General features: G+C 50.3%; 9 protein-coding genes. 3 read left to right on the top strand and 6 right to left on the bottom strand.

Translation table 11 applies throughout. The annotated features are described in order from the left end of the window. Positions 1-13: 13 nt before the first annotated feature. The 4 genes from IC617_RS14735 to yfcE all read right to left on the bottom strand — a co-directional run bounded on the left by IC617_RS14735 (position 14) and on the right by yfcE (position 3,894). The gene (locus IC617_RS14735; RefSeq protein WP_191145751.1) at positions 14-1,363 is read right to left on the bottom strand and encodes an ATP-binding protein; all 1,350 of its coding nucleotides are present in this window, start codon (positions 1,361-1,363) and stop codon (positions 14-16) included. Next, positions 1,360-2,028: a response regulator gene (locus IC617_RS14730; protein WP_191145750.1), complete on the bottom strand. Its 669-nt coding sequence runs from the start codon at positions 2,026-2,028 to the stop codon at positions 1,360-1,362. Before IC617_RS14730 ends, IC617_RS14735 begins: the two co-directional genes overlap by 4 nt. A gap of 422 nt (positions 2,029-2,450) precedes the next feature. Continuing rightward, positions 2,451-3,044, bottom strand: a complete 594-nt coding sequence (locus IC617_RS14725) for an outer membrane beta-barrel protein (RefSeq protein WP_191145749.1) — start codon at positions 3,042-3,044, stop codon at positions 2,451-2,453. 304 nt (positions 3,045-3,348) lie between these two features. After that, positions 3,349-3,894: a phosphodiesterase gene (gene yfcE, locus IC617_RS14720; protein ID WP_191145748.1), complete on the bottom strand. Its 546-nt coding sequence runs from the start codon at positions 3,892-3,894 to the stop codon at positions 3,349-3,351. A 170-nt stretch (positions 3,895-4,064) separates the two neighbouring features. Here yfcE and IC617_RS14715 point away from each other — a divergent pair, with 170 nt between their 5' ends. Both IC617_RS14715 and IC617_RS14710 read left to right on the top strand, forming a co-directional pair. Beyond that, the gene (locus tag IC617_RS14715) at positions 4,065-5,816 is read left to right on the top strand and encodes an autotransporter assembly complex protein TamA (RefSeq protein ID WP_191145747.1); all 1,752 of its coding nucleotides are present in this window, start codon (positions 4,065-4,067) and stop codon (positions 5,814-5,816) included. Beyond that, positions 5,813-9,547, top strand: coding sequence for a translocation/assembly module TamB domain-containing protein (locus IC617_RS14710; protein ID WP_191145746.1), 3,735 nt, complete (start codon positions 5,813-5,815; stop codon positions 9,545-9,547). Before IC617_RS14715 ends, IC617_RS14710 begins: the two co-directional genes overlap by 4 nt. 15 nt (positions 9,548-9,562) lie before the next feature. On the opposite strand, the gene IC617_RS14705 is transcribed toward IC617_RS14710, so the two are convergent. Further along, entirely contained in the window at positions 9,563-10,975 is a 1,413-nt protein-coding gene (locus tag IC617_RS14705) for an exonuclease domain-containing protein (protein ID WP_191145745.1), read from the bottom strand. Between the two features lie 213 nt (positions 10,976-11,188). Here IC617_RS14705 and IC617_RS14700 point away from each other — a divergent pair, with 213 nt between their 5' ends. Then, positions 11,189-11,623: a hypothetical protein gene (locus IC617_RS14700; RefSeq protein ID WP_191145744.1), complete on the top strand. Its 435-nt coding sequence runs from the start codon at positions 11,189-11,191 to the stop codon at positions 11,621-11,623. Here the strand turns inward: IC617_RS14700 and ggt are convergent. Continuing rightward, the gene (gene ggt, locus IC617_RS14695; protein WP_191145743.1) at positions 11,620-13,356 is read right to left on the bottom strand and encodes a gamma-glutamyltransferase; all 1,737 of its coding nucleotides are present in this window, start codon (positions 13,354-13,356) and stop codon (positions 11,620-11,622) included. The genes IC617_RS14700 and ggt overlap by 4 nt on opposite strands. Positions 13,357-13,366 lie beyond the last annotated feature (10 nt).

The following is a 13,366-nucleotide window of genomic DNA, read 5'->3' as shown; positions in this document are numbered from 1 at the left end:
GGTTGGTTTGGTGTTATTGATCCCACCAGCCTTCGACCGGTGGTAGCTCGATAACAAAGCAGGCACCTTCAAGCTCAGAATCTTCAATCCGAATTTCGCCGCGGTAGCTTTCAACAATATCGGCACAAACGGCTAACCCGATGCCCTGCCCTGTTGGTTTCTCATCTAATCGGACGCCGCGCTGGAACACTTGCTCGCGGCGCGATTCGGTCACACCCGGGCCATCGTCTTCAATTCGCAGTTGGACGCCACCATTGGCCAAGGGTAACTGACTGATGCGTAATTTGGAGATGGCATAACGGAAGCCGTTTTCCAGCAAGTTACCCATCACTTCCATCAGATCGTCACGCCCCATGGGGATCTCGTCATCTTTGGAAATGCGCTTATCCAGCTCGATCTTCTTGTCCGCGTATATTTTGTCGAGTAACTGATGGAGGTTATCGACAATCTCAAGTAAGGGGGTCGATTGCTTATTTAATGCCTGCTGGCCGGTCAAACCGCGTTTCAGCTGATATTGCACCATCGCGTTCATCTGACTCAAGTTGCTAAGCAGCTCAGTTTGAACATGTGGCGCAATTGAATTTTCCTGACATACCACATTCATCGCAGCGAGACGCGTTTTTAAGCTATGAGCCAAGTCATTCAAGCTATGGCGATAACGTTGCGAGCGATGAATATTTTCGCCCATCACACTGTTCAGGGCCGTCACTACAGGCTTTAACTCATAAGGATAGGATTCGTTAAGGGTGACTTGTTTCTGCTCAGAGACTTGCTGAAGCTCGGTTTCCAGCGTTTTTAGCGGCCGCATTGCCCAACGAAACGTCATGTACAAGGCGACTCCGGCGGCGACCAAAAACAAGATCACGGTGATCAGGGCTTTTTCCACCGATTCGGCGCGCCATTGCTCGTAAGCCTGGCCATCACGCAGCGCGACAAAGTCACCGCGGATGCCGTTAAAAGTGCCCGATAGGACATGGGCGAAGAACAATTTGTTGTCATCAACTCGCACCGGAATGGTCAAGGCGCTACTACTTTTACCCTGAACTTGTTGGCAAAGTGCGTTCAATTCGAAGGCTTTGGCCTGCACAGACTTCCAAATCACTTCGCCATAATCATCACATAAGGCGCCCATATAGCCTTGCAGCGGCATTTTCTCTGAAACCGTGTTTTCAAAAGAAACGCCTTGAGTCACCATGGTTTCAATCACCATCGGCAAGCGCTCAAGCAGGTCGCTACCGTACTCCAACTCCAAACTTTGTTGCTTGTCGTTGTAGTAAACGTTGGCCAGCGCTAACGTCACGGCAGTGATGATCAGCATCGAAACGAGAAAGTTTCGAAACCACAAAGATCCATTTGTTTTCATGTATTTATTAACCGATATCCTTGACCACGAATGGTACTGATAGGGACTTCAGGTAACACATTGGCAAGCTTTTTACGCAATCGACTAATCAATACCTCAATGGTATTGGAGTCGCCATCTCCGTCTCGATACAGGGTATCAATCAAGCGTTGCTTGGATACCACTTGTTCAGGATGACGAACAAAATACTCCAAAATTTGATATTCGAATGCAGTCAACTCCAGTACGTTACCGTCGACCGAAACCTCTTTGGTTAACAAGTTTAACGTAAAGCCAGCACAATTTACTTCTGCTTTTACATAACCAGCACTGCGGCGCACCAAAGCGTTCAGTCGCGCCAGTAACTCCGGCACTTCGAATGGCTTCACTAAATAGTCATCGGCGCCAGCATTGAGGCCATCAACTTTGTCTTGCCAATTGGCGCGAGCAGTTAAAATCAGAACAGGGAACGGGCGCTCTTGAGCGCGGAATTTTTTGATCAATTGAATGCCGTCGCCATCGGGTAAACCCAAATCGACAATCGCTAACTCGATCGGGTACTGCTCGGCGAAAAACAATGCATCTTTGACCGTGGTCACGGCATAGACCTGATTGCCAGCGTCCTGCAATTGCACAGTCAGATGGTGATTTAAAATTGGATCGTCTTCTACTACCAGTATGAGCATGTTCTATAAACCTTTTGTGTTACAGCGGCGACTGCAGCAGGTCAATCAGCAGAATTGCGTCATTGACAAGGTTAGCTTAAAAGGCAACCTCCGGCAGCTGGTGTCTTGAGCCTGTTGGTCGAAACGTCGCAATAAGCCATTGCAATGAGCCGTTAGTTGGCTAACTTAACTCGAACCATATTAGCGATTCAGACTGAACAGAAACTGAACTTTTTTTCAGCAATTCGGAGACTTAGAGAGCAAGCTTTAGGTGCAGTCGCAAGCCGCTTATAGTGCCGCATGGCACATCCATAAAACTAGCGATTTGGTGAGAATATGAGGAGAAATGAGCGCCCGCTCGCATCCATGCGAATCGACACGGTTGAACCGGGTTGATTGGCATCAACCGGCTCAACAGAACAAGAGAGTATTAAGTGATAGGCTTAGAAACGGTAGTTGACGCCCATGAATACCTGCTCGGTCCGGTCTAATTCAAAATTTTCACCGGTATTGGCATTGGTGCCGGAATAGTCTTGTTTCAGATAACGATAGCCAATCTCTGTTTCCCAACTTTGATTGATACGATAGTTCAGACCCGCCTGAGCACCATAGACAAAATCATTGGAGCTGCCAGCACCGGTGTAACGGGTATTGGCCATACCGGCGGTGACACCACCAAATGCTCGCCATTTGTTGTCATCAGTCAGGCTGTACATGTAGTCGTACGACGCCAAAATGTTTTTCTGTTTGTAATCACCGGTTTTACTGCCACCATCAGCTTCGGTGTAAGTCATCGTGGTCCGATGCTGGTCATTGTCGCCAAAATAACGACCCGCTTTTACTTCATAACCCCAGTCTCGATCCTTTTGATCAAACGAAGATGTATCGGCTGGTACAGCGCCCGGTGTTTGTTCACTTTTAGACATTTGCTTATTGATGGCACCACCGACAAACCAGTCATTGGTTGAATCGTTGGCAAGCACAGGAGCGGTGAGCAAAGACGCTGGAACTAAAGCCAATAGAGTTTTCTTATTCATAATTATTCCTTTCGAGGAGTTTTGTTAACGCGCCGCTAAGCTATCAACCAATGCTGAACCGAAACTGAATAAGAAACTGCCCAAACAAACAATTAACAGATTGAAAAACAGTACAAAAACAAAAAGCCCGGCTATTGCCGGGCTGACTAAAAATAAGTCCAATTCTACTATTCGAAGGGGAGGGATTACTGCGTTTCTAAGCGAATCAAACCTGCAAATTTGATGGCTCTGTGAAAACAGTGATTACATCTTATGACAGTTAACTTAACCGAAACTGAACCATTGTCAGCCGCCATCATCTCGTTCATGCTGGCCATCGACATGATTTCAATACCTCACCTGAATCCAGCTCAATGACACGAAACGATTTCCCGTCATAATGGCCCAAACTCGCTGGATGACCGCCTTTGGGTATGGTGATTGAGCCTGGGTTAAACAGCAGGACGCCGTCCTGATGCTCAGCCAATGGCAGATGAGTATGGCCAAATACAAAGCCTTCACCAGCCGCTAACGGCGGTAACTGCTCAGGATTATAGGTGTGGCCATGACTCAAACACAGACGCTTGCCGTTGATAATAAGCCAGTTGTATTCAGCCAATAATGGAAAATCGCACAGCATCTGGTCCACTTCGCTATCGCAATTGCCGCGAACCGCCACAATGCAGTCGGCATATTGGTTGAGCCTTGCTGCTACCGCCGCTGCCTGATAACCGTCAGGAATTGGATTTCTTGGGCCATGATTAAGCAAATCTCCCAGTAAGATGATTTGCCTAGCTCCGAGCGAAGCTTTGTAAGCAAGGGCCTTATCCAGCGCAGTAATAGAGCCATGGATATCGGAAATAATGAGCATGAGATTGGCCTTTCATCGGACAGATTTCAACGCCGGGCATCATATACCATATCGATATCGACATTTGCCTTGTCAGCGCAAACTCAGCGCTGATTTTTTCATCACGCGAACAAGGCAAATGTGGATATGGGTTGATATACTGGTCGCAACCCATTGGATTCGGAATCACCGTGCAGTTTCGACGTTTACTTCTTGTGTTCGCCAGCTTTTGGCTTGCCCTGCCTGTTCAAGCAGCCAATTTGTCCTTAGTGATTGATACGCCAACAAAAGAACAAAGAGATAATATTACCGCCCACCTCGGTCAACTGCCGGATACCGAGCAACACCGCGCAAGTTTTGTCTTCAACGCCGAATCTGCCACCGAAAAAGCGCTGGCTGCGTTGGGCTTTTATTCGCCCGTTATCGATCTCACCCTTGATAAACAAAGTGAACCGTGGAAATTATCCATTCAAGTGGATCCGGGCCCAGCCACCAAATGGAATCAAATCGATATTCAGATTGTTGGCGATGCCACTCAATTGGAAGAATTTCAGGGCATTGCCTTGCTCGAGGGGTTAATACAAGGTGAGCGCGTCATTCACAGCCACTATGACCAAACCAAAAGCCAGTTAATGGGTCAAGCCTTGCAGCTGGGCTTTTTTGATGCAGCCATGGTCACCGCTCGACTGGAGATAGACCGTAAACGCCACCTCGCCAACGCCGTGCTGCACTTTAAAAGCGGCCATCGTTATCGATTTGGTGACATTCGCTTTGAAGGTTCCGATCTTGAACCTGAGCTGCTGCAGTCGATGCTGAATTTCAAATCAGGCGACCCGTATAACATCAACCGCGTCACCCGTTTAAACCGCGCATTAGTTCGCAGTGGCTATTTTAGTGCGGTCAAAGTACTGCCTTTGGTTGATCAGCGGCAAGATGGCGAAGTGCCGGTACTCATCGACTTAATCCCAGCGAAAAGCCATAGCTTTAATGTGGGTGTTGGCTATGCGACGGATACCAAACAGCGGGTTTCATTCACCTGGCGCACTCCACAAATTAACCATTGGGGGCACTCGCAAGAGACTAAAATCGAATACTCTGATGTTAACCCCTATGCTCGGTTTCTGTACAACATTCCACTCAGCAATCCCAATAACGATATTCTGCAATTTGGTCTGGGCCTTGAAAGCAATGAGTATGCCGACATTGAGAGTGAGCTTCGCCACGCTCGGATCGGCAGAAAAACCATTCACGATGGCTGGATCCGGCAATATTACGTACGCCACCTAGATGAGCGCTGGGATATTCTTGAAGACAGCCAGAAAAGCCAATTCATTATGCCAGGCGTCACTTGGTCAAACACCAAACGTCAGGGCAATCCGGTCGATCCAGAAGCCGGTTTTCGCCAGTATTACTTATTGGAAGTGGCATCGGAGAAACTGCGCTCCGACGCTAACATTGCCCGGTTTGTCGCCCAACTCAAATGGCTCGATCGATTTGCCGAAAACCACCGCGTCGTCGCCCGTACGAATCTCGGCGCCAGCTATTTCGAAGATAAAGATCTGAGTGATGTGCCACCGTCACTGCGCTTTTATGCCGGTGGTGACGAGAGCATTCGTGGCTTCGGCTATCAATCACTGGGGCCAAAAATTAATTACACCGACGAAGAAGGCAATCAGAAAAAACTCACCATTGGCGGCCGCTACATGGCCACCGCGAGCCTTGAATACCAATATTATCTTAACGACAGCTGGCGAGTAGCGGCCTTTACCGATGGCGGTAACGCTTTTGACGATTTGGAAGAAACGGTTGATTGGGCCTACTCCGTTGGTGGCGGCATTCACTGGCTGTCGATTGTGGGCCCAGTCAAGCTCGATGTTGCCAGAAGCATTAGCAAAACCAATCCACAGTGGCGTTTGCACATCAACATCGGAGCAGAGCTATGAAGTTCAGCAATCTGCTGCGTTGGTTGGTGTACCTGCCCATTGGCTTACTGTTGCTGGTGGCCATTCTGGTCGCTACCGAATTTGGTAGTCGCCTGTTAATTCAAACCGTTGATGGCATGGTGCCCGGTCTCGAAATGGACTATAAATCGGGTCGCCTCAATAACCGCCTTGCGCTGGCAAAATTTTCTCTTGAGCTTGATGACCTAACAATCAGCGCCAGCGATATCGAAGTGGCATGGAACCCTTGGTGCACATTGACCCATAGTTTGTGCATTCACGATGCCAACGCCCGCGACTTTTCGTTAATCCTAATCACTGAAACGGAGACCGATAGCGAATCTGCTGAATCTGACGATGAGCCATACACATTGGCGCTGCCATTTACTATCGATGTCCGCAGTGCTGCGGTGGCCCAAGGCAAAGTCATCGTTGATGACATTGTCATTCAATGGACCCAAGGTGCCGCTTCGGTTTACCTGCAAGACGATCGGATTGATGTCCGCCGCGCCCATTTCAAGGATGGCCTGGTGCATGTCGATGCGGACGAGTCAGCGCCGGCTCAAACGGAAACAGCTCAGGCTGCCAGCTCAGCGTGGCCGTTCAGTCAGCTCGATGACACCCGGATCCCACTCAAACTATTGGTCAATAACGCCGTTGCCGAGCAATTCACCTTTGCTTATCAAGACTGGTTAAGCGAATCTTTCAGCAATATTTTTATCGATGCCAACTGGCAATTTATTGATGTCCAGATTGAGCGAATTGGCTTTGAGCATCAGCCCTATGGCGTTGTCGAGTTGCACGGCGATGCCCAGCTTGCTCACCCCTACCCCATGCAATTGGATGTGACACTGGAGCCACAACAAGCACCACTGTTTGCCAATCTTAAAGGCAGTCGCTGGCAAGCAACAATCGATGGCGATTTAGAAAATCTAGTGTTGGCAGCCAGTGAGCAGCAACGCTTGTTCTGGCAAATTAATGGCGATGTTGCGCTGGCCAACCCTGATATGCCATTCCACCTAAGTTTGGCTGGCAAACAGATGATCATGCCCGATGAGCTTACCGAGGTATTGCAATACCAAACGGTTTCGGCCAGTGCTCAGGGTAATCGTCATCAGCAAGAGTTTGAAATTCAGGGCCAGATCGACACCGAGTTTGAGCAACTGCCGATCAAGGTTCAGATCACTGCATCAGGCCAGCATGGCGATCAGCAACTGACGTTGGCGAATTTACAAATCACCGATCTGCTCCATCAAGGTAGCTTGTCTGGAGACGCCACCCTTGATTACCGCCAAGGATTAAGCTGGCTGCTCAATGGCAACTTTGAGCAACTGCGACTACCGCAATGGCAATTGCCGGACACGCCGGTGATCTCTGGCGATATTAAGCATTCAGGTCGTTGGCATGAGCACCAATGGCAGCTTGATTTCACGCCCATTAATATCAACGGCGATTACCTCGACATGCCGGTCTCGCTGCAAGGTAAGCTGAGCGTCAACAACAAATTGCAAGGCTATGCCGATGATGTCTCAATCGAAATCGCGGGCTCGCAATTGCAGTTATCAGGCAGAGTCGATGAACAATGGCAAGTCACAGGGAAACTACTTGGCAAGCAGCTCAACCGTTGGCTAGAGGGGGCCGTCGGCACCATCAACAGCGATATTGAGATCAACGGTCGCTACGATGATCCGCACATTGCCATCAAAGGTCAGCTAGAGCGGTTTGGTTATGACCAATCAATCCAAGCTGAATCGGCGACCATTGCAGCAAGTTACCGGCCGCTGAGCAATCATCAGCATCAGTTTGAGTTGGCGATGCGCGATACCGAACTCGGTCACCTTGAAAGCGAGCAAATCACCCTAACCAGCGCTGGCGATCTCAGTCATCATCAACTCAAACTCAGTGGCGCGGGCGATTTCATCCCGCACGTCGAATTGCAAGGCGGCTGGTCCGAGGCCGAGCAAAGCTGGACCGCTCAGTTACAAGCCGCGGATTTTGTCACCACAGCCGGTCACTGGCGGCTCGATCAGCCTGTCGATCTGCACTTTGGCCTTGCCCAGCAACAATTTGATATCGGCAAGCACTGCTGGCAAGCGCGCGACAGCTCGGTTTGCCTGCGCCAACCAGCAACACTGGGGCAAACCGGCCATGCCGAGTTGTCGATTGATATTTCAGGCCACGATTTAACTCGCCAGCTACTCCATCAGGACTATCAAGTATCGGGTCATTTGAAAGGCGAGCTCGACGCGCATTGGCGGCCAGAACAACGCCCCAATGCCGAGTTCCAGTTGACTTCCCAAGATTTGACCATGGCCTTTCATAGTCAGGTCGACAGCGATCAGCAGCAAGTCGACATCGGTCAATTAGATATTTCTGGAGCAATCGATGATCGGCAAGCCAAGGTCAAATTAGAACTGCACACTGGCCATGGCGCCAACTTATCGTTTCATGGCAGTGTTCAGCATGACGATACGGCCCTTGCCGGTCAGCTGTCGGTGTCATCCTTTGAGTTAGGCCATTTCAAGTCATTGCTTCCTGATATCGAGCGCGTAAAAGGCTTTTTAAATGGTCAGGCAAGCATCGCCGGTACCCTCAGCGATCCACTGATTGAAGGCGAATTTAACCTCAATGACGGCGAAATTGTGCTGCTGTCCAACCCGACGCCAATCGACAGGCTCAATCTGTCATTACAATTCAATCAGCAGCAAGCCAATCTCAATAGTCAGTTTCACCTTGGCAAAAATGCCGCCTCGCTGACCGCAGCTGCCAATTGGCGTGATCAGTTCACCCTGACATCGCGTTTTACTGGCGACAAGCTGGCGGTACTGTTGCCACCGGAATCCAGCTTGGTGTTAACTCCAGACCTCCGCTTCGATTTTGCCTACGGTACTCCTGCGCTGACCGGCACCATCGCCGTTCCCAAGGCCGAGATTGTATTCCGCAGTCTGCCCGATACCGGCATTGCGGTCAGTGACGATCAAGTGTTTATTGATCAAATTGATCCCCAAAGCCGCGCCGACGCTAACCTCAACGCCAAAATCAATATCGCGCTTGGGGATGATATTCGAGTCAATGCATTGGGCTTTATTGGCCGTATTGGAGGCCAATTGGAAGTGATTAAGCAGCCCAATGTGCCGGTGCAGCTATATGGCCCAATTGAGTTAACCAATGGTCGCTATCGTGCTTATGGTCAGCGGCTGGACGTACAATCGGGCTCGGCGGTTCACTTTAACGGCCCACCCGAATTAGCAGCATTAAATATTCGAGCAGCGCGCGAAATCAAATCCGCCGATGTCATTGCTGGGATCCACGCCACCGGCACAGTGAAACAGCCGATTATCGCGTTTTACTCCGATCCGGCGATGCAACAGCAAGAAGTGCTGTCCTACATCATTCGCGGTCGCGGCTTGGATTCAGATGATAGCAATAGCACCATGGCGGCGGCCACTGCACTGGGCGTTACCGCCGCTTCCTCGCTGGGGATCACCAATTCGATGGAGCAAATTACCGGTATCCAGCAAGTATCATTGGATACCGAAGGCGAAGGCGATGAAACCCAAGTCACCATTAGTGGCTACGTTGGTGAACGATTATTCTTGAAATACGGCATGGGCGTATTCGAACCCATTAACGAGGTCACGGTGCGATTCTACCTCCTCAACCAACTGTGGGTCGAAACAGTGTCTGGAATCGAAAACTCAGCTGACTTGTATTATTCATTCTTCATTGAGTAAGACCAATCCAGCTCGCTATTGAGCTGGCCAACTGGGCAGCACCACTACATCCGGCGTCGTTTTGCCGCCGAACAAATAGCGTTGCAACAACTGATAACAATCGCGATCAAATGACGGCTCAGGCGCCTGCTCTGGCAGCCATTGGTAAAACGCCTGCTCATCATTCAAGGTGACCAAATGGCACCATTGCCAAATCACATGAAACTGACGAATATCGCTAAAACTATCGTGTTCGCGAATACCGATGGGGCCATCCCAAGGCCAACTCTTAAGCTTTAATCCTTGCATCGCCAGTGTTACCCGGGTGTTGTAAGCAAGAACTTGTTCTTGTTGCTGACAAGCGCCTTTGCACTGCCCTAACTGCGCTTTAAAGCAAGCGCCTTGGCTTTGCTCAAGACCACACAAGGCAGGGCAAAGTTGATAACTTTTGACCAAGCCATTGAGCGCTTTTTCCGCTTCTTTCTTGGTTTTAAATAAACCGTAATGGGCTGGCAAATCACTCATATCGATATGGTGCTCAATCGACGCCGACAAATAACCATGCTGATTGGTTTGCAAGCGAATCGTTTTTAACTCTTTGGCTGCGCGGCTGCGGCGGTTGTGAATCGGTTTGAGGGTTTTGATTTGCTGCAATTCAAGCAGTTGCGCACCTAAATCTCCGGCGGTCTGGGTGTAATCAATATCAAAGATCTGTTGTGACAATTGCTGTGATTTATGTAGCCGATGGTCGTCTTGGAAATGACTGGTCACGCGCTGATAAATATTGACGCTTTTACCGACGTACAGCAGCGCACCTTGCTCACCCCAAAATCGATAAACACCAGGGCTAGTGGGCAGGCTATCAAAGATGTCTGGTGGCAGATTTGGCGGAATCGTCGGCCGCAGGATGAGTTTTTCGACTTGCTCGGAAATCCGCTCGGCGCCAAATTCGGCGATTAAGTGTTGATAGAACATCAGCGTGGCTTCGGCATCGCCCATCGCTCGGTGACGCGCCGAGCACGACAAATTATGGCGCGCAATCAACTGATCGAGACCATGCTTGCGATGCTCCGGATACATCGCCCGAGACAATTTCACAGTACACAAATTGCGAGCATGCCAAGCCCGATCAATCCGCCGGAACTCGTTTTTCAAAAAGCCGTAATCAAAGCGAGCATTGTGTGCAACAAACACCGCATCCGCCAGTTGCTGCTCGATCTCATCTGCCAGTTCAGCGAAAGTCGGCGCATCGGCTAGCATCTGATCAGTTAACCCCGTTAAGCGCTGAATAAACGGCGTCAGCGGCTGTTGTGGGTTCACCAAAGACGACCAGCGACAGACTTCTTCGCCATTGGCGATGCGGATCACGGCAATTTCAGTGATCCGATCTCGTTGTGCAACACCACCTGTGGTTTCTAAATCGACAAAAACTAAGTCCGAACTTGCCATGATATCTCGTTACGGTGAGCCCTGCGCAAAGAATACTGTATAAACACTGTATAAATCCAATCCATCTCGATATTTAACTGCGCTTGCCTGTCGCCCCCCGCAAGCAATAATTAGTGTTGTCAGGCGATCGTCAGTTGCCAAATAAACTACTATTGAAATACGCCCAGTGGCTGGGTATGGTTTTGCCATCTAATTCCCAATGAGAATAATTCCATGTGGCTTCGAGTCGTCACTTTTACATTAGCAGTTCTGGCCTTGGTGGGTTGTCAGGACAAGAAACCGCAACAAGATCCTGAGGATGTCGCGGTGGCATTTTTCAGCGCCATCTATGTTGAAGCAGACTTGGAAAAAGCAAAGAAATTATCAGGCCCCAAACTAGCGGAATTGCTCGAACATTACCGCAACATGGAAGCCATCAAACGCCATGTGGTTGGCATGGAAATGGTTAATCCAGAAATTGAAGTGAAAAACAGTAGTGCTGACTTCTTTCGCCGTTTAGATCAAGACGTTTGGGTTGAGCTTCACTTCACCTCAAAAGTCGGTCGCAGCACCATTATGGACGTCCGTGTCGTTCATTTGTCGCAGCAATTTGCCGACTCTTGGGTGGTCGACAAAATCGATGCCGACCCATTCGCTACCAATGGCTAGGGGCTGTTAGACAATCCCAAGGCCAATCCTTCGCGGCGCGGATCAGCGCCGCCAAGCCAGCCCTTTTCAACCCGTTGAATACCGTGCAAACCAGAATTCAAGTCGCGCTGCTGCAATTCATAACCCATTGCTTGCAGTTGCGAAACGGTTTGCGCTGACCAAGCGCCCTTTTCCAACGCCAGATAATCGTTTCGATGAGTCACTTTCGGCAGATTAATCGCCTGTTGAATATCTACCTTGCTATCGAGCACGGCAATTAAAGTCTGAGCAACATAATTGATAATGCGGCTGCCGCCAGGCGAGCCAAGCACCATATCCAGCTTACCCGCCTTGTCAAACACCATCACCGGTGCCATCGAGCTGCGCGGCCGTTTACCAGCAGCCACCGCGTTTGACACCAGCGCACCGTCTTTTGTTGGCGCAAATGAAAAGTCGGTCAGCTGATTGTTGAGCAAAAAGCCATTGACCATCAACCCCGAACCAAACGCCATTTCAATACTCGTGGTCATCGACACGGCATTGCCCTGCGCATCAACAATGCTCAGGTGCGAGGTGCTGGGTAATTCCGGTGAGACGCCAGCCGCACGCGGCGCGCTGATAACATGACCCGCTTGCGCCTTGCCCATGTCTTGATCTGGCTGAATCAGAGCGCGCCGCTTGCCAATGTAGCGCTCAGCCAACAGCTCAGCGATGGGCACTTTGACAAAGTCTGGATCGCCGATATAGCGATTACGATCGGCAAATGCCAAGCGCGATGCCTGAGCAAACTGATGCACCGCAGCAACGTCGCCAGAAGCAAACGCACTCATGTCGTGCTGCTCAATCAACTTCATTAATTGAGCAACTGCGAAACCACCGGAGCTTGGTGGCGCCATCGAGCACACTTGATATTGATGATAACCGGTACACAATGGCGCTCGATATTTGGCTTCATAACTTGCCAAATCAGCGGTTGTCAGATCGCCAGGGTTAATCGCTGCTTGACGCACCGCCGCGACTAACTGCTCGGCCAATTTGCCATGATAAAAAGCCTGCGAGCCTTCAGCGGCAATGGTTTTCAGGGTCGCGGCCAAGTCAGGATTTTTCAATAACTGGCCGTTTTTGAGTGGTTCACCGCCGGGGTAGAAATAGCTGGCGGCAGGCTCCAATTTGGTCAAACCAGGGTTGTAACGTTTTGCCAGTAAGCCAGCGAGGCGCGGCGAGACCTCAAAACCATGTTCAGCCAGCGCGATCGCCGGCTCTATCAGTCGCGACCACGGCAGCTTGCCGCTGCGTTGATGGGCTTTGGCCATCATTGCAACAACGCCCGGTACACCAACCGACTGGCCGCCGACGAGCGCGTCAATCCAGCGTTTTGGAGTGCCGTCGGCTGCTAAAAATCGATCGGCTTTGGCAGCGGCTGGAGCCGTTTCGCGGCCATCAAAGCTAAGCAGTTGCTGTTGCTGCTGATCGAACAATAACATGAATGCGCCACCACCAATGCCGCTTGACTGGGGCTCCACCAGCGTCAATACAAACTGAGCCGCAATCGCTGCATCAACCGCTGAGCCGCCTTCTTCGAGCATTGCCAGCGCCGCTTTGGAAGCATGGGGATTGGCGGTCACCACCATGGCCTGATTGGCAAATACCGCCTGATGTTGACTGACAGCGGTGGTGACTTCCGGATCAAGAATGGTGTCGGCGTAAACGCTCGGCACCATGAGTAACAGCAGCCCAAACAGAGCATTGATCATGGTGTTACGT

The organism is Neiella litorisoli (assembly GCF_014773395.1).
GTDB lineage: Bacteria > Pseudomonadota > Gammaproteobacteria > Enterobacterales > Neiellaceae > Neiella > Neiella litorisoli.
Note: the sequence above shows the minus strand (reverse complement) of the source record. Positions and strands in the feature narration are given on the sequence as shown.